Raw genomic sequence first — 16,178 nt, 5'->3', positions numbered from 1 at the left:
CCTAGATTACTACGGCGTGTTCAGCGGTTCAGCTCACCCCGTGCGGCGTGCGCGACGCCGCTTGGCGAGCTCGTCAGCGGGATGGTCGGCCGGGACGGTGTCCTCGACCGCCGCCCGTTCCCCCGGCAGCTCCGCGAGGGAGCCCTCGACCTCTCGCCAGACCCGGCCGAGCGCGATGCCGAACACGCCCTGGCCGCCCTGGAGGAGATCGATCACCTCGTCGGCCGAGGTGCACTCGTAGACGCTGACACCGTCGCTCATGAGCGTGATCTGCGCGAGGTCGGCGACCCCGCGGTCACGCAGATGCTGCACCGCGGTGCGGATCTGCTGCAACGACACCCCGGTGTCGAGCAGCCGCTTGACGACCTTGAGCACCAGGATGTCGCGGAAGCTGTAGAGCCGCTGCGAGCCCGAGCCGTGCGCGGCTCTTATCGTGGGCTCGACCAGGCCCGTGCGCGCCCAGTAGTCGAGCTGCCTGTAGGTGATGCCGGCCGCCGAGCAGGCTGTGGGCCCGCGGTATCCGATGTCGTCGGGCACCGTCGCGGGCTGCTCGTCGAAGAGCAGTCCCTGCTCTCCGGCACGCTGCCGCGCGCTCTCGCGCCGCACCGGATCTTCCTGGCCGGCCGTCTTTCCCTCGCCGCTGCTGACCGCCACGCGGACCTCCGGCTTTCTCTCATCCCATGGCCTGATCTGGGGGTTCGTAAAGGGCGACCACGGGTTTCACTTGCACCGTAGGACCGTGACCATGCTCAGTCAACGATCCGGCTCGGCGCGTCGTGAAGCGTAAATGCACTGAAATACCTACCCCGCCCTGCCGAAGTCCTCGGGAGTGATCGTGTCAAGGAACTCCCTGAACTTCTCCACCTCGTCCTCCTGGTCGTCAGGGATGATCACGCCGGCCTCCTGGACCACCTCTTCGCTGGCGAAGATGCGCGCGCCGGTGCGCAGTGCCAGGGCGATCGAGTCGGAGGGGCGGGCGCTGACCTCCACGCCGTTGGAGAACACCAGGTCGGCGAAGAAGATGCCGTCACGCAGGGCCACGATGTTGACCGCGCGCAGCCCGACGCCGAGCGCGCTCAGCACGTCCCTGAACAGGTCGTGGGTGAGCGGCCGGGGCGGCGGCTCCTCGGCCTGCGCCAGGGCGATCGCGGTCGCCTCGGTCATGCCGATCCAGATCGGAAGGAACCGTTCCCCGTGTGCCTCCTTGAGCAAGACGATCGGCTGATTTGTGGGCATCTCAACTCGAACGCCCACGACCTCCATCTGCAACACGGGCTGCTCCGTATTCGGCCGGCCGGTCGCCCGGCACAGCTGTTGACTGGGTCGTTTCTGCTACACGCTTATGCATTTCAACGTAACACCCGGCAGGCCTGGAATGTGCCCCGGCCTTCCAGCTCTGTGCCCTCAGCGGCCCAGGACAGACCTGACGCCGAGGCGCACCAGGGAGGCGTGCAGGTCGAGCAGGAGCGTGGACAACTCCCTGGCGGCCTCGTCGGCCTCGCCGATGGCGCCGGGCGCGCGCCGCTTGAGTATGGGCGCGACGGTCTGCTCGACCAGCCCGCACTCCCGCTCGGCGGCGGCCTTGACCGCGCGCAGGTGGCGGGCGTGCAGGCCGAAGCGGGCCAGGGCGCCGACGCTGCGCGCGATCTTCAGCGCCTCCTCGTCGTAGCGCCTGGCCACGGGGGCCAGCAGGCCGTAGTCCTCCAGCTCGGCGAGGGTCTCCTCGTCGATGCCGGCCGCCTCCAGCAACTGGGCCCGGTCGTAGCGGATCTCCTGCGTCTGCTGCACCGCGCGCGGACGGCCGAAGCTCTCGGCCATCTTGTCCTTGATCACCCGCAGCGGCAGGTAGTGGTCGCGCTGCTCGGTCAGGATGAACCGCAACTGCTCGACGTGGAGATGGGTGAACTTGCGGTAGCCCGAGGGGCTGCGCTCGGGCTCGATCAGCCCCTCACCCTCCAAAAAGCGGATCTTGGACACGGTGACGTCGGGGAACTCGCCCTGCAGCAGGGCGAGCACCTCCCCGATGCTCATGTGCGAGCGTGCCGCCTGTGAGCTCATGCGCCGGCGTTGACCCTCATCAGGAAGACGAGGCGGAACTTGCCGATCTGCACCTCGTCTCCGGAGTGCAGGGGAACCTCCTCGATGCGCTCCCGGTTGACGTAGGTGCCGTTGAGGCTGCCCACGTCGCGTACGGAGAACTGGCCGCCGCGGTGGCGGTAGAACTCGACGTGGCGACGGGAGACGGTGATGTCGTCGAGGAAGATGTCGCTCTCCGGGTGGCGCCCGGTCGTGGTGAGATCCTTGTCCAGCCGGAACCGGCTGCCCTGGTTGGGCCCCCTGGTGACCGTGAGCAACGCCGTGCCGGGCGGGAGCTGTTCGACCAGCGCCCGTTCGGCCAGGAGCATGTCGCCTGTCTCAGCCTCGTACGCCTCGATTCCCGCGACCGAGATCGTCGACGTGGTGTCCCCGGAGACCTCGGGTCTGGTCAGCGGTGACCCACAGCGGGAACAGAAACGGGCATCCTCGGGGTTGGCGTGCCCGCACTGCGTGCAGTAGACGCTCGGCATCGATCGGCTCGGCCTCCTACCGCGAAGACGCGGCGACGGTGCTGGGGACGCGCCTGCCTTCGCTCTTCAAGTTTGCGAATGCCGCAACTTACGCTGATCAGCGGCAAAGGTCAAGGCGGGGCGCTGGACTGCGGTTCGGACGCTGACAAAGTTACCGCCGCCCCCACCCCGTGGTCCATGCCGCCGCGCGTTTCTACATTACGATCTTGCGGCACTCCGCGCGCACATCTCGGGCGAAGGCTTTTCCGCTACTCTACGTGATCAGACGGCCGCCTGCTCGACCACGCGGGCCCACCGTTCGAGCAGTGCCTGCGCGCTGTCCATGTCGGGGGCCTCGGCCCACAGGTCGGTGACCGGCTCGGCGGCGGCGGGCAAGATCAGCACCCACGACCCGTCGTCGCGGGCGACCCGCACGCCGTCGGTGGTGTCCACGCGCCAGCCGTCGGGCTCGGCCTCGGCGGCCTCGATGACCGAGCGCATCACCGCGCCCTTGGCCGCCCACTGGGTCGGGACGCTCCGCCGCAGCAGCTTGACCTCGGGGATCCTGGCGTCGATCTGGCTGAGCGACAGCCGGGTGCGGGCCACCAGCCCCAGCAGGCGCATGAACGCGGCCAGGCCGTCGATGGCCGGGCTGAACTCCGGCACGACGAACCCGCCGCGCCCGTCGGCCGCGAAGATCATGTCGGGGCCCTGGGCGGCGGAGGTCAGGGCGTCGAGCGCGGTCGAGGTCCACTGCACCTGCACGCCGTGGAAGCGGCAGACCTGCTCTGCGACCCGCGTGGTGGTGACCGGCAGGGCCACCCGGCCGCCCCGGCGCTCGGCCGCCACCAGGTCCAGCACGACCAGCAGGGCGCGTTCCTCGCTGATGAGCTGGCCGGTCTCGTCCACCAGGGCGATGCGTTCGCCGACCGGGTCGAAGCGCACGCCGAAGGCCGCCCGCGAGGAGCTGACCAGCTCCGACAGGCGTTGCAGGTCGCGGCGGCGCTCGGCCAGCGTCTCGGTGGGCGAGACGTCGTCCAGCCGGGCGTTGACGGTGAGCACCTCGACGCCGGCGCGGCTGAGCAGCGTGGGCATCACCAGGGACGAGGTGCCGCCGGCGCAGTCCACCACGACCTTCATGTCCTTGACGCCGGTGACGCCGATGGCCCGCATCAGCTCGTGCGTGTAGCCCTCGACGGCCCTGGCCGGGTAGTGCAACTCGGCGATCTCGCCGGGGAAGGCCCGCCGGTACTCCTGGCGGGAGAAGACCCGCTCCAGCTTGCGCTGGGCGGCCGGGGGCAGGTCGGCGCCGCGGTCGTCCATGATGACGATGTCGACGCTCTGCGGGTCGCCGGGCGTGGTGCGCAGGGCGATGCCGCCGGCGGCCGACTCGCGGGCGGTGTGGAAGCGGGCCACGGGCAGCGGCGCGGCCTCCAGGTCCAGGACGTTGATCGCGGCGGCGGTCAGGGCGCCGATGACGGCCCGCTTGAGCGCCCTGGCGGCCAGGGAGCAGTCGCGGGAGGTGACGACGTAGGCGCCCTTGCGCAGGGTGGTGGCGTACGCGCCGGCCAGCCGGACGCACAGCTCGGCGGTGATCTCGACGTTGACCAGGCCGCTGACCCCGCGCGGGCCGAACAGGTTGCGCTGGCCGCGCGACTCCCAGATGACGCTGGTGTTGACGACCGCGCCGGCCTCGATGGTCTTGAACGGGTAGACCTTGACGCCGCTGGAGACGTACGCCTCGGCCTCGATGACGCACTCGTCGCCGATGACGGCGTTCTCCTCGACGCGGGCGCCGCCCATGACGTCGGTGCTCTTGCCGATGACGCAGCCGCGCAGGTGGGCGCCGGGACCGACGTAGACGTTGTCGTGGACGACCGCGCGGTGCAGGAAGGCGCCCTCGCGCACGACCGCGTTGTTGCCGAGCACGGTGTACTCGCGCAGTTCGGCGCCCGCCTCCACCTTGGCGTAGTCGCCGATCAGCAGCGGGCCCTTCAGGACGGCGTCGGGGTCGACCGTGGCCGAGTCGGCCACCCAGACGCCCGGGGAGAGCTCGAAGCCGCCGATGTCGAGGCGGACCCGGCCGGACAGCGCGTCGGCCTGGGCCTTGAGGTAGCTGGCGTGGGTGCCGACGTCCTCCCAGTAGCCGTCGGCGACGTAGCCGTAGATGGGGGCGCCGCGTTCCAGGAGGGCGGGGAAGACGTCGGAGGACCAGTCGACCGGTTCGCCGTCGGCCACGGCGTCGAGGATCTCGGGCTCCATGACGTAGATGCCGGTGTTGACGGTGTCGGAGAAGACCTGGCCCCAGGTGGGCTTCTCCAGGAAGCGCTGAACGCGTCCGTTCTCGTCGAGGATGATGATCCCGAATTCGAGCGGGTTGGGAACGCGTTTCAGGCCGATGGTGACAAGAGCCGAATTTTCGCGATGAAAACGGATCATGTCGGATAAGTCGATATCTGTGAGGGCGTCGCCGGAGATGACCAGGAAGCGGTCGTCACGCAGGCGGGCGGCGGCGTTCTTGACGCTGCCCGCGGTGCCGAGCGGCAGGTCCTCGGTGGCGTACTGGAGGTTCATGCCCAGCTCGTCGCCGTCGCCGAAGTAGTTGCGCACGAGGGCGGCCAGGAACTGCAGGGTGACCACCGTCTCGGTGATCCCGTGCCGTTTGAGCAGGCGCAGGACGTGTTCCATGATCGGGCGGTTGGCCACCGGGAGCAGAGGTTTGGGCTGGTTGGCGGTCATCGGACGCAGCCGAGTCCCCTCCCCGCCCGCCATGACGACCGCCTTCACCCGATCACTCCTTCGTGGTCGCGGTTACGAGTTGGCGCACCTGCACCACATACAGGATCCCTGCCCACCAATACAGGCCGGTGCCCCAGATCGCGAAGGCCCACCCGGCAATTCGCGCTATATCGGCATACCACCCGGTGTGGGAGGCGAGGAAGAGCAGCGGGAAGGCGTACATGAGGTTGAACATGGCGGCCTTGCCCAGGAAATGCACCTGAAGTGCCTTATATCCGTGTTTGCGAAGTACGGGGAACGAACAGGCGACGAAGAGCTCCCGCGCCACGATGACGGCCACCAGCCACCACGGGATGACCTCGCGCAGCAGCAGCGCCAGGATCGTGGCGAAGACGTACAGCTTGTCGGCGGCCGGGTCGATCACCCGGCCGAGCTTGCTGGTCTGGTTGAACGCGCGAGCGATCTTGCCGTCGAGCCAGTCGGTGAACCCGGCCACGATGAGGATGGCGATGGCCCACCCGTCCGCCCTGGGCCCCAGAACCAACCAGAGGAACACGGGCACGCCGAGCAGGCGCAGGAAGCTCAGCAGGTTGGGAACCGTCCAGATCCGGTCCTCGGCGGAAGTTTCGCTCACGCAGAGACCCTACTGCGTGGAACTCCGGCACAGACGCCCCACCAGCGACCATTCCCCGCTCGCCCGCCCCCGCACGGACGCGGGGCCGATGGGGGTTGATGGCGTTTCGCGGCATGTGGGGGCGGGAAAAGGCTGGATGATCGATCCCCCCGCGCTGCCGGCCTGCCTTGGGGGGATCGGATGTGGCCCTGGGAGTCCGGCGTGCTGCGGGACGCGCCGGAGATCGCCTTGTTCCTCTGCCTGGCCCTCGGGTTCGCCCTGGGCAGGCTCAGGTTCCGCGGGGTGGCACTCGGCGGCGCGGCCGGGACGCTGGCCGCCGCCCTCGCCGTCGGGCTGCTGACCGGCGGCGTCGAGGTCCACCAGCAGGTGCGCGTGATCGCCTTCTCGATCTTCGCCTTCACCCTCGGCTACACCCTCGGGCCCGCCTTCTTCGCCGCGTTCTCCGGGCGCAACCTGCGGTACCTGTGGTTCACGGTCGTCGAGGTCGTCGGGGCGCTGGCGGTCGCGGCGCTGGTCGCGGACGCGCTCGGGCTCGACCCTGGCACCACGGCCGGGCTGGTCGCCGGGGCGGCGGCCGGGCCGGTGGCCTTGGGCACGGCGGCCGACACCCTGCATGCCGCCGGGATCGCGCAGCAGGCGCTCGGCCCCGCGTACGTCCTGTCCTACCTCCTCGCCCTGGTCACCGTCGCGCTGCTGACCGTGCGGGCCGCGCCCGCGGCGCTCCGGTTCGACCCCCGGGAGGAGGCCGCGGCGCTGTGGCGGCGGCTGGACGGCGCGGAGGAGACGCCGCCGCCGGCGGTGCTGGGCCGGGCCCACCAGGTCACCACCGGCGAGGGCAGGACGGTCGGCCAGGCGGAGATCGCGATGGGCACCCGGGTCTCGGTGGAGCGGCTGCGCAGGAACGGCCGGCCGATCCCGTTCGGCCCCGACACGCTGCTGCAGCGGGACGACGAGGTCGTGGTGGTCGGCGTGCGGCAGGACGTCGTCAACGCAGGCGCGGTGGTCGGGCCCGAGGTGCCGGGCGGGCGGGAGCTCGACCTGGACGTGCAGGTGGCCGACGTCATGCTCGGGGGCCGGCCGCCGGCGACCGTGCGCGACCTGTGCGCCGGGCTGTCCGGGCAGGGGGTGCAGGACCTGCACGTGTGCGAGGTGCGGCGGGTGGGGTGCCGGTTGCCGGTCCGGCCCGGCACGCAGCTGTGCGCCGGTGACGTGGTGCGGGTGACCGGGCTGAAGCGGGACGTGGACCGGGCGGCGTCCTGGCTCGGGGCGCGGGCGGACGCCGGGCGGCGGGCCGACGTCGTCTACCTGGCCGCCGGGCTCGTGGTGGGGCTGGTGGCGGGCCTGGCGGGCGGCCTGACGGCGTCGCTCGGCTGCCTGGCGGCCGGGCTGGTGTTCGGCCGGGCACGGGCGGGACGGGCCGGTTTCGGGCAGTACGACGCCGGCGCCGCCCGGGTGGTGGGCGAGGTGGCGCTCGGCGTCTTCGTGGCGGCGCTCGGGCTGTCGGCCGGGCCCGCGGCGGTGGAACTGGTGGCGCGGCACGCCTGGCAGGTGGCCCTGGGCGCGGTCGCCACGGCCGCCGTGCCGGTGGTGATCTCGCTGGCCATGGGGGCCAAGGTGATGATGTCGCCGCCGCCGCTGGTGCTGGGGGCGGTGACCGGGCAGCACGGCCTGACGACCGTCCTGGGCGGGGTGCGCGCGATGTCGGGGAACGGGACGCCGCTGCTGGCGTACACGGTGGTGCACGCGTTGTCGGGAGCCGTGCTGGCCCTGCTGGGCCCCGCCGCGGTGGCCCTGGCCCGCTGGGTGGGCGCCTGAGCGCGCCCCCGGCCCGTCGCGGCGGCCGGGCCAGGCGGTCAGGCGGGGCGGCCAGGCCGGGTGGTCAGGCCGGGTGGTCAGGCCGGGTGGTCAGGTGCGCAGGAAGGCGTGGGTGTGGCCCACCGGCTCGAAGCCGAGGCGGGCGTAGAACTCGCGCGGCCAGTCGGCGGCGTCGGCGACCAGGAACGTCAGCTCGGCGCCGGCCGTGGCGGCCAGCAGCGCGGTCAGCAGGGCGCGGGCGAAGCCCTGGCCGCGGTGGCGCTCCAGGGTGTAGACGTTCTCGATCTGGGCGACGCCTTCGTGCACGTAGAGGTCGGCGTGGGCGGCGATCTGCCCGCCGGGGGCGCGTACGGCGTGGAACTCGACCCGGTCCGCGCCGGACGCGCGGGCCGCGGCGCGGGCGGCGAGCCCGTCGACCACGCCCTGCGACGCCTGCGGCAGCGAGGCGCGCCACTCCTCGCGCAGCACGGGCAGCAGCTCCTCCAACGTGAGCCGCTCGGTGGTGGCGGCGGCGGACGCGGCGGGGCGGGGGCCGCGGAAGGCCATGACGACGTTCGTCTCGTGGCCGTAGCCGGCGGCGGCGAAGGCGGGCCGGAACTCCTGGCCCAGCCGGTCGTCGTCGACGCACACCAGCCGGTGGCCGAGCCCGGCGAGCCGCTCCTCGGCGGCCGCGAGCACCGGCCCCTGGCTGCCGTTCCAGACCACGAGCTTGTTGTCGTCGTGCGACATCGGGTAGCGCTCGTCGAGCACCGCGAACCCGCCGGGGACCGGCGCCACGACGGGCGCCTTGCGCCGGGCGAAGCCGTGCAGGAAGGAAAGGGCCCGCGCCAGCTCGTCAGCCACCGCGGGCGGCCCGCAGGAAGGCCCTGATCAGGGCGGAGTCCTTGACGCCCGGCGCGGTCTCGACGCCGCTGGACACGTCGACCCCCCACGCGCCGGCGGCCTCGGCGGCCTCGGCCACGTTGGCCGGGTCGAGCCCGCCGGCCAGCATCCACCGGCCGGACGGGCGGCCGCGCACCGCCGCCCAGTCCCAGGGCTCCCCCGAGCCGGGACGCGGGGCGTCGACGATGAGCAGGTCTTCGTCGAAGGCGCCGCACCGCAGGTCGGCGGCGGCGTCGACGGCCCGCACGAGCGGCCGGCCGAGGTCTTTCAGGGCGGTGAAGTCGGCGTGGGGGTGGTGGCCGTGCAGCTGCACGGCGCGCACGCCCGAGGCCAGCGCGGCGGCCCGGACCTCCTCGGGGGTCTCGCCCCGGAAGACGCCCACGGTGAGCACGTGGGGCGGGATCGGCGCGGCCAGCTCGGCCGCCCGCTCGGGCGTGACCCTGCGCGGGCTCCGGGTGAGCACGAACCCGATGGCGTCGGCGCCCGCCTCGACGGCGGCCTCGACGTGCTCGGGCTGGCTCAACCCGCAGATCTTCACATACACACCTCAGACCTTAGCGGCGCCGCGCCGCCGACGGCGACCACGACCAGATCAGCAGCGCGCCGATGAGGCCGAACAGCAGCACCCCGTTGGGCAGGTGGGCGCCCAGCCAGAGCCAGGTGACGTGCTGGAGGCCGCCCACGACGAACAGCGCGACGCTGGCCCACACCGGCCAGCCGGCGCCGCGTCCTGGCCGCCAGACCAGGATCGCCAGCACGATCTGCACGAGCGCCACCAGGTGGACGACCATGCCCGCCATGACGTGCGTCTCGGCCACCGGGCCGCCGCCCGCCGACACGGCCTGCCCGGCGAACGAGGCGGCCACCAGCAGCGCGGCCGCCTGGGCGATGATGGCGACGCGCAGGCTGTAGAGCAGCCCGGCCGACACCTGCCGGGTCGTGCCGGGACGCGGCATGACCTGTGTCTCCCCCATGATGTGGATCCTTTCTGCGAACGAAGGACCCACATCGTGTCGAGGACGGCCACCTGCGGTCGTCAGCCTGCGGGATGACCTCCCGGTCCCCCACGTGGCGGACGGACCGGGCGGAAGGCGGCGTCCACGAGACCGGAGCGGTGGGCGACCACGGCGGCCTGGATGCGGTTGCGCAGGCCGAGCTTGTCCATGGCGGCGGCGATGTGCGTCTTGACGGTGGTGACGCCGACGTGCAGCTCCTCGGCGATCTCGGCGTTGGACAGGCCGGTGCCGACCAGGGCGAGCACCTCCAGCTCCCGCTCGGTCAGCCCGGACGGCGGCGGCACGGCGGCCTGCTCCTCGGCGGCCAGGAACCGTTCCACGACCCGGCGCAGCACCGAGGGGGCCAGCAGCTGCTCCCCCGCGGCGGCCCTGCGCACGGCGTCGACCATGCGTTCCGGCTCGTCGTCCTTGACCAGGAAGCCGACGGCGCCGGCGCGCAGGGCGGCGTGCACGTCGGCGTCCTCGGCGAAGGTGGTGAGCACGACCACGCGGGCCCCCGGGCGGGCCGCCAGCACCCGCCTGGTCGCCTCCAGGCCGTCCACGCGGGGCATGCGCAGGTCCATCAGGATGACGTCGGGCACGTGGCGTTCGGCCAGGCGGACGGCCTCGGCGCCGTCCTCGGCCTCGCCGACGACCTCCATGTCCCCCGCGGCCTGCAGCAGCATGCGCACGCCCGCGCGGACCAGCGCCTGGTCGTCGGCCACCAGGACGCGGATCACGCGGCGCTCCTGGCGGGCAGGCTGGCCAGCAGCAGCCAGCCGCCGTCGCCGTCGGGGCCGGCGCTGAGGGTGCCCCCGAGGGCGCGCACCCGTTCGCGCATGCCGGCCAGGCCGCGGCCGGAGGAGGGCAGCCGCTCGATGACGGTGGGCGGGCGGCCGTTGCGGATCTCGATGGACAACCCCTCCTGCGCGGGGGCCACGGTGACGCGGACCCGGGTGCCGGGTCCGGCGTGTTTGAGCACGTTGGTGAGACCTTCCTGGACGATGCGCGCGGCGGAGGCGCGGGCGATGAGCGGGGCGCGGTCGCTGGCCGGATCGAGGTCGAGGTCGACGACGAGGCCGGCGGCGGCCATGCGTTCGGCGGACTCGCGGACCACGTCGGCCGGGTTGGCCAGCAGGTCGGGGCCGCGGTCGGGGTCGCGCAGCAGGTCGAGCAGGTCCCGCAGGTCCTGCAGCACCTGGTGGCCGGTCTCGCGGATGTCGGACAGCGCGTCGGCGACCGGCCCGTCGGGCGCGGTGTAGCGGGCGGCGCTGGCGCGCAGCACCATGGCGCCGACGTGGTGGGCCACGATGTCGTGCACGTCGCGGGCGATGCGCTCGCGCTCGGCGAGCTGGTCGGCGCGCACCTGGGCGACCGCGAGCCGGGCCGACTCCTCGGCGCGCAGGCGTTCGGCGGCGGCGGCGGCCTGCCGCATGCCGAGGTAGCGGCCGATCGCGATGGGCGTGGCCACCAGCGTCATCAGCACGCCGACGCGCAGCGGGGTGATCTCGGTGCCGTCGCCGACGACGGCGATGGCGGTCAGCAGGCAGCCGGTGAGGTACGCGGCCCCCGTCCAGGCCCAGGAGGCGACGCGCATGGAGAACACGCCGATCGCGATGAGCGTGAGGATCAGGCAGGTGTTGACGGCGTCGTTGAGATAGGTGTCGGCGGCGATCAGCAGCACGCCCTGCAGCAGCAGGACCAGGCCGGGCAGGCGCCGGGCGACGCCGAGCGACAGCCCGCCGACCACGGCCAGGAGGCCGATCACCCACACGGGCAGGGCGCCGCTGTGCCAGGAGGTCCAGGTGCTGAGCACGGTGATGGCCACGCCGCCGGCGGCCAGCAGCGCGTCGGGCGTGACGTCGCGCTCCTCCAGCCGCTCGGCCGAGCTGCGCAGGTAGGCCCCGAGCACGGTGGGGAAGACGGGCAGCAGCACCGAGTACATCCAGGTGTTGCCGGTCATCGCGATGCCGGGGTCGGCGATGTTGACCGCCGTGGCCAGGACGGTGGCGCCCACGCCGGCCATGGCGGGCCGCCACGGGACGCGGAAGCCGACCACGCCGAGCGCGACGCAGATGAGGATCTGCGCGGTGTTGGAGGTGTAGGAGCCGAGCTGGTCGCTGAGCACGAGGAAGACGGCCAGGTAGAGGGTGACGGCCAGCGGCCACCGCCGTACGAGCCCCATGGGCAGGCCCACCAGGAGGGCCATGGGGATGTTCATCGCCGCCGGCAGGTACGCGGTGTCGCCCGCGTGGGCCGTCGTCAACAGATCCAGCCCCACGCCTGATGCCGCGAGCAGGACATCGAGCGGCACACCACGCCAACGCATGGCCTCACGCTATCCACCCTCGGCCGATACCTGATCCTCCGCGCGGAGGACCCCGTCTCCTCCTAGTGGCCGCAGGTTCGTCCAGAGGAGGGAGCGCAGCGGGTGATCTTCCCGATACGTTCGGGGCCATGTCCAACGACACCGCAATGTTCCTCGGTCAGTTCCTGCGCGCCCCCGCCGTGATCGGCGCCGTCGCCCCGAGTTCGCGCCGGCTGGCCGCGGCCGTCTGCGCGCCGGTCCCGGAGCGTGGCGAGCCGACCGTGGTGGAGCTCGGGCCGGGCACGGGCCCGTTCACGGCGGAGATCCAGCAGCGGCTCGCCGGGCGCGGCCACCACCTGGCCGTCGAGGTGAACGAGCGGCTCGCGGTGCTGCTCGCGGCGCGCTTCCCCGCCGTGGACGTGGCCCACGCGGACGCGGCGCGCCTGGGCGAGCTGCTGGCTGGGCGCGGGCTGAGCCACGCCGACGTCGTGGTGAGCGGCCTGCCGTGGGCGGCCTTCCCCACGGGGCTGCAGCACGAGCTGCTGGACGCGGTGACGTCGGTGATGAGCCCCGGCGCGGCCTTCACCACCTTCTCCTACATCCACGCCATCCCGCTCAGCTCGGCCCGGCGGTTCCGGGCGCTGCTGGCCGAGCGGTTCGAGGAGGTCGTGCCCGGACGCACGGTGTGGCGCAACACGCCGCCGGCCTTCGTCTTCCACGCCCGCAGACCTCGACCCTGAACAGAACGAACTTCTACGATGGCGTGATGGATTTCACCCTTCCCGAGAGCGCCCAGGCCGTCCAGCGCGGCGTCGCCGAGATCTGCGCCCGCTACGACCTCGACTACTGGCAGCGGTGCGAGAGCGACAAGCGCTGGCCGGAGGAGGTCTGGGCCGACCTGGCCAAGGGCGGCTGGCTGGGCCTGGCCGTGCCGGAGGAGTACGGCGGGGGCGGGCAGGGGCTGCTGGAGCTGGCGGTGGCCACCGAGACGCTGGCGAGCTCGGGCGCGGCGGGCGGCTCGGCCTTCACGTACGTGCTCACCCCCGGCTTCGGCGCGCTCACCCTGGCCCGGCACGGCACCGCCGAGCAGCGGGCCGAGCTGCTGCCCCGGCTGGCCACGGGCGAGGTCGAGACGTGCTTCGCCCTGACCGAGCCGGACGCCGGCTCCAACTCGCTGGCGATCACCACCTCGGCCCGCCGCGACGGCGGCGACTACGTGCTCAACGGCCAGAAGATCTGGATCACCGGCGTGCAGCGGGCCACCTGGATGCTGCTGGTGACCAGGACGGTCCCGGCGGCCGAGGCCAGGCCGCGCACCCACGGGCTGACCGTGTTCCTGGTGAACGTGCCCGAGGCGGTCGCCGCCGGGCAGCTGTCCTTCCGGCCGATCCCCAAGATGGGCGCGAACACCACGCCGTCCAACATGGTGTTCGTCGACGACCTGCGGGTGCCCGCCACGAGCGTGGTCGGCGAGGTGGACGGCGGCGCGGCCGTGCTGTGGGACATCCTCAACCCCGAGCGGGTGCTGCTGGCCGCCTCCGCGCTGGGCGGCGCCGAGGTGGCGCTGCGGGTGGCGGTCGGCTACGCCAAGGAGCGCGAGGTGTTCGGCCGTCCGATCGGCGCCAACCAGGCCATCGCGTTCCCGCTGGCGCAGGTCAAGGCCAAGATCGAGCTGGCACGGCTGATGCTCTACAAGGCGGCCTGGTCCTTCGACCGGCGGCTGCCGTGCGGCACCGAGGCCAACGTCGCCAAGCTGACCGCCTCCCAGGCCGCGTGGGAGGCGGCCGACGCCGCGTTCCAGACGCACGGCGGCATGGCGTACTCGCTGGAGTACCCGGTGGCCAGGCTGCTGGCCGACGCCCGTATCGGAAGGGTGGCACCCGTGACGGAGGAGCTTCTGCTCAACTACCTCGCGACACAGGTGCTCGGGTTGCCCCGGAGTTTCTGACGGCCCTCAGGCCCTGCCCGTCGCCTTGCGGATCACGTCACGGGCCCTGTCCATGATCGCGGCGGGCGGGCCCGCCAGCAGGTTCTTCGGCGCGGTCTCGACGCCGGCGTGCGGGTGCGTGGGCGCGAGCGCCTCGGCGGCCTTGACGCCGATCGCCATCGCGCGCAGCTCCTTGTCACCGGCGGCCTGCCTCAGCCGGGGGAACTCCTCGCGTTCCTCGGCCTCGGCGTGCTCGACGACGGCCTTGCGCAGCGTGGCCAGGTTGGCCGCGAACTGCGGGTCGTCGACGCCCGCCCGCTCCATCTGGGTGAGCATGTCCTTGGCCGCGTTCTCCTCGGCCAGTCGCTCGTCCACCAGGTCGTCGCCGTCGTCGACGTGGCGGCGCGCGTACGGGTGGACGATCTCCTCCTCTGCTGTCTCGTGGACGGCCAGCAGGCGCACCAGCCTCTGGAAAGCCGCTGCTTTGTCCTCGGGGGCAGCGTTCTCGACCTCCGTGAACTGGCTCTTGATCTGCTCGTGCTGGCGCACCAGCAGGTCGACCACATCGTTGTCCGTCATGAGGGTGCGCCTACCCCGGGCCCGGGCAAGCACACCCGACAAGCACACGCGCCCGGCTCAGCCGAAGGCGGGCGGCCGCTTCTCGCGCACCGCGCGCACGCCCTCGACCACATCGGGGCCGGTGAAGCCGAGGAACTCCATCGCCAGCGAGGCGTCGAAGGTCGGGCCGGCCAGGCGCAGCCAGTTGTTGAGCGAGTATTTGGTCAGCCGGATCGCCTCCTGGGAGCCCTGGGCGAGCCGGACCGCGATCTCCATCGCCTTGTCGTGCACCTGGTCGTCGTCGACGCACAGGCTGACCAGGCCCATGCGCTCGGCCTGCTCGCCGGTGACGGGCTCGCACAGCAGCAGGTGGTACTTGGCCTTGGCCATGCCGCACAGCAGCGGCCAGATGATCGCGGCGTGGTCGCCGGCGGCGACGCCGAGCCGGGTGTGGCCGTCGATGATGCGCGCGGTGCGGCCGGCGACCGAGATGTCGGCCAGCAGCGCCACCGCGAGCCCGGCGCCCACGGCCGGGCCCTGGACGGCCGAGACGATGGGCTTGGAGCAGTTGAGCACGTTGTAGACGATGTCGCGGGCCTCGGCGAACACGCGCATCCTGGTGGCGTGGTCGCGGGTCATCTCCTCGATCATCGACAGGTCGCCGCCGGCCGAGAACGCCGTGCCCTCGCCCCTGACCACGATCGCCCGGACGGAGTCGTCGCGGTCGGCCTCGCGCCAGATCTCGCTCAGCTCGCGGTGGCCGGTCATGTCGACGGCGTTGAGCCTGCCGGGCTCGCTGATCGTGACGCGCAGCACGCCCTCGGCCGGGGTGTCGAGCTTGAGCTTGGTGTAGGTCACAGGTGCTCCCGCAGGCGGTCGGCGATGTACTGCCTGGCCTCGGCCGCCTGGTCGAACAGGCCGGGCAGGCCGAAGAAGCCGTGGATCGCGCCGTCGAACCTGCGCGCCTCCACCGGCACGCCGGCGTCGGCCAGGCGGCGGGCGTAGTGTTCGCCCTCGTCCCTGAGCACGTCGCACTCGGCGGTGAGGACGGTGGCCGGCGGCAGGCCGGTCAGGTCGTCGATGCGCAGGGGGCTCAGCAGCGGGTCGGCGGGGTCGGCGCCGGGCGCGTAGCGCTCGGCGAACCAGGCCATCTCGGCGGCGTCGAGCCCGAAGCCCTTGGCGTAGGCGCGGTAGCTCGGGGTGTCCATGGCCGTGTCGAGCACGGGGTAGACCAGCGCCTGGTGGGCCAGCCGGATGCCGGACCCGGCGGCCCGCCAGGCGGCGACGGCGGCCAGGTTGCCGCCCGCGCTGTCGCCGACGACGGCCACGCTGCCGTTGCTCTGGTAGAAGGCGGGCCTGGCGAAGACGTCGCGCACGACGGTCCAGGCGTCGTCGGCGGCGGCCGGGAAGGGGTGTTCGGGGGCCAGCCGGTAGTCGGCCGAGACGACCACGGCGCCGGTGCGCAGGGCCAGGTCGCGGCCGAGCGCGTCGTTGCGCCTGACGCTGCCGAAGACCCAGCCGCCGCCGTGGAAGTAGACCACGACGGGCAGCAGGCCGTCGCCGGGGTCGGCGCGGTAGATGCGGATCGGCACGTCGCCGGCGAGCTCGTCGCGGACGAACGGGAGTTTGGTCAGCGGCCCCCGCTGGGCCGCGAAGCCGTCGTGCGCGCGCATCTCCTGGATCGTGGCCAGGTCGAGCGTGGCCAGGTCGGTGTTGAGGTCCGACGGGTAGAGGGCGACGTAGTCCCGCGCCTGGGGGTGCAGCGGCATGAGCG

17 protein-coding genes are annotated in these 16,178 nt (G+C 72.7%); 3 read left to right on the top strand and 14 right to left on the bottom strand.

The window, feature by feature from the left end; genetic code table 11:
- Positions 1-33: 33 nt before the first annotated feature.
- The 6 genes from ACWEJ6_RS41765 to ACWEJ6_RS41740 form a co-directional block, all read right to left on the bottom strand.
- Positions 34-654, bottom strand: coding sequence for a MerR family transcriptional regulator (locus ACWEJ6_RS41765; RefSeq protein WP_352325612.1), 621 nt, complete (start codon positions 652-654; stop codon positions 34-36).
- 147 nt (positions 655-801) lie between these two features.
- Complete coding sequence (locus ACWEJ6_RS41760) at positions 802-1,272, bottom strand: bifunctional nuclease family protein (protein WP_090771501.1); 471 nt, start codon at positions 1,270-1,272, stop codon at positions 802-804.
- A gap of 132 nt (positions 1,273-1,404) precedes the next feature.
- Entirely contained in the window at positions 1,405-2,031 is a 627-nt protein-coding gene (gene ftsR / locus ACWEJ6_RS41755) for a transcriptional regulator FtsR (protein ID WP_358286528.1), read from the bottom strand.
- A gap of 23 nt (positions 2,032-2,054) precedes the next feature.
- Entirely contained in the window at positions 2,055-2,567 is a 513-nt protein-coding gene (locus tag ACWEJ6_RS41750) for an FHA domain-containing protein (RefSeq protein ID WP_352325615.1), read from the bottom strand.
- 261 nt (positions 2,568-2,828) lie between these two features.
- Positions 2,829-5,333 carry a sugar phosphate nucleotidyltransferase gene (locus ACWEJ6_RS41745; RefSeq protein WP_452431121.1) on the bottom strand — a complete coding sequence of 835 codons (2,505 nt, stop codon included), beginning with the start codon at positions 5,331-5,333 and terminating at the stop codon, positions 2,829-2,831.
- A 4-nt stretch (positions 5,334-5,337) separates the two neighbouring features.
- On the bottom strand, positions 5,338-5,919 hold the full coding sequence (locus ACWEJ6_RS41740; RefSeq protein WP_352350843.1) for a CDP-alcohol phosphatidyltransferase family protein: 582 nt from the start codon (positions 5,917-5,919) through the stop codon (positions 5,338-5,340).
- Between the two features lie 180 nt (positions 5,920-6,099).
- On the opposite strand from ACWEJ6_RS41740, the gene ACWEJ6_RS41735 reads away from it, so the two are divergent.
- Positions 6,100-7,734: an aspartate-alanine antiporter-like transporter gene (locus ACWEJ6_RS41735; RefSeq protein ID WP_452431120.1), complete on the top strand. Its 1,635-nt coding sequence runs from the start codon at positions 6,100-6,102 to the stop codon at positions 7,732-7,734.
- Between the two features lie 90 nt (positions 7,735-7,824).
- On the opposite strand, the gene ACWEJ6_RS41730 is transcribed toward ACWEJ6_RS41735, so the two are convergent.
- From ACWEJ6_RS41730 to ACWEJ6_RS41710, 5 genes are all read right to left on the bottom strand, one after another.
- Positions 7,825-8,577 carry a GNAT family N-acetyltransferase gene (locus ACWEJ6_RS41730; protein WP_452431119.1) on the bottom strand — a complete coding sequence of 251 codons (753 nt, stop codon included), beginning with the start codon at positions 8,575-8,577 and terminating at the stop codon, positions 7,825-7,827.
- Positions 8,570-9,160 carry a phosphoribosylanthranilate isomerase gene (locus ACWEJ6_RS41725; RefSeq protein WP_452431118.1) on the bottom strand — a complete coding sequence of 197 codons (591 nt, stop codon included), beginning with the start codon at positions 9,158-9,160 and terminating at the stop codon, positions 8,570-8,572. The genes ACWEJ6_RS41730 and ACWEJ6_RS41725 overlap by 8 nt, the downstream gene beginning before the upstream one ends.
- A gap of 10 nt (positions 9,161-9,170) precedes the next feature.
- Positions 9,171-9,590 (bottom strand): hypothetical protein, encoded by a 420-nt coding sequence (locus ACWEJ6_RS41720; protein ID WP_452431117.1) that lies wholly within the window; start codon positions 9,588-9,590, stop codon positions 9,171-9,173.
- A gap of 62 nt (positions 9,591-9,652) precedes the next feature.
- A complete protein-coding gene (locus tag ACWEJ6_RS41715) occupies positions 9,653-10,351 on the bottom strand; it encodes a response regulator (RefSeq protein ID WP_387675482.1) in 699 nt (232 codons plus the stop codon).
- Positions 10,348-11,940, bottom strand: a complete 1,593-nt coding sequence (locus ACWEJ6_RS41710; protein ID WP_358286514.1) for a sensor histidine kinase — start codon at positions 11,938-11,940, stop codon at positions 10,348-10,350. The genes ACWEJ6_RS41715 and ACWEJ6_RS41710 overlap by 4 nt, the downstream gene beginning before the upstream one ends.
- A 128-nt stretch (positions 11,941-12,068) precedes the next feature.
- On the opposite strand from ACWEJ6_RS41710, the gene ACWEJ6_RS41705 reads away from it, so the two are divergent.
- Together ACWEJ6_RS41705 and ACWEJ6_RS41700 are read left to right on the top strand one after the other, a co-directional pair.
- The gene (locus ACWEJ6_RS41705) at positions 12,069-12,659 is read left to right on the top strand and encodes a class I SAM-dependent methyltransferase (RefSeq protein ID WP_358286512.1); all 591 of its coding nucleotides are present in this window, start codon (positions 12,069-12,071) and stop codon (positions 12,657-12,659) included.
- Between the two features lie 26 nt (positions 12,660-12,685).
- The gene (locus ACWEJ6_RS41700; protein ID WP_358286510.1) at positions 12,686-13,867 is read left to right on the top strand and encodes an acyl-CoA dehydrogenase family protein; all 1,182 of its coding nucleotides are present in this window, start codon (positions 12,686-12,688) and stop codon (positions 13,865-13,867) included.
- A gap of 6 nt (positions 13,868-13,873) precedes the next feature.
- On the opposite strand, the gene ACWEJ6_RS41695 is transcribed toward ACWEJ6_RS41700, so the two are convergent.
- The 3 genes from ACWEJ6_RS41695 to ACWEJ6_RS41685 are packed head-to-tail and all read right to left on the bottom strand — an operon-like array spanning position 13,874 to position 16,173.
- Positions 13,874-14,425: a hemerythrin domain-containing protein gene (locus tag ACWEJ6_RS41695; RefSeq protein ID WP_452431116.1), complete on the bottom strand. Its 552-nt coding sequence runs from the start codon at positions 14,423-14,425 to the stop codon at positions 13,874-13,876.
- 57 nt (positions 14,426-14,482) lie between these two features.
- Positions 14,483-15,262: an enoyl-CoA hydratase/isomerase family protein gene (locus ACWEJ6_RS41690; RefSeq protein ID WP_352350863.1), complete on the bottom strand. Its 780-nt coding sequence runs from the start codon at positions 15,260-15,262 to the stop codon at positions 14,483-14,485.
- Positions 15,259-16,173: an alpha/beta hydrolase gene (locus ACWEJ6_RS41685; RefSeq protein ID WP_364337353.1), complete on the bottom strand. Its 915-nt coding sequence runs from the start codon at positions 16,171-16,173 to the stop codon at positions 15,259-15,261. Before ACWEJ6_RS41685 ends, ACWEJ6_RS41690 begins: the two co-directional genes overlap by 4 nt.
- Positions 16,174-16,178 lie beyond the last annotated feature (5 nt).

It is taken from the genome of Nonomuraea sp. NPDC004702 (assembly GCF_053601695.1).
Note: the sequence above shows the minus strand (reverse complement) of the source record. Positions and strands in the feature narration are given on the sequence as shown.

Coding starts and splice junctions, on each gene's coding strand:
- ACWEJ6_RS41735 (WP_452431120.1), top strand. CDS start 6,100: ATGTGGCCCTGGGAGTCCGGCGTGCTGCGGGACGCGCCGGAGATCGCC.
- ACWEJ6_RS41720 (WP_452431117.1), bottom strand. CDS start 9,590: ATGGGGGAGACACAGGTCATGCCGCGTCCCGGCACGACCCGGCAGGTG.
- ftsR (WP_358286528.1), bottom strand. CDS start 2,031: ATGAGCATCGGGGAGGTGCTCGCCCTGCTGCAGGGCGAGTTCCCCGAC.
- ACWEJ6_RS41685 (WP_364337353.1), bottom strand. CDS start 16,173: ATGCCGCTGCACCCCCAGGCGCGGGACTACGTCGCCCTCTACCCGTCG.
- ACWEJ6_RS41750 (WP_352325615.1), bottom strand. CDS start 2,567: ATGCCGAGCGTCTACTGCACGCAGTGCGGGCACGCCAACCCCGAGGAT.
- ACWEJ6_RS41705 (WP_358286512.1), top strand. CDS start 12,069: ATGTCCAACGACACCGCAATGTTCCTCGGTCAGTTCCTGCGCGCCCCC.
- ACWEJ6_RS41710 (WP_358286514.1), bottom strand. CDS start 11,940: ATGCGTTGGCGTGGTGTGCCGCTCGATGTCCTGCTCGCGGCATCAGGC.
- ACWEJ6_RS41695 (WP_452431116.1), bottom strand. CDS start 14,425: ATGACGGACAACGATGTGGTCGACCTGCTGGTGCGCCAGCACGAGCAG.
- ACWEJ6_RS41700 (WP_358286510.1), top strand. CDS start 12,686: ATGGATTTCACCCTTCCCGAGAGCGCCCAGGCCGTCCAGCGCGGCGTC.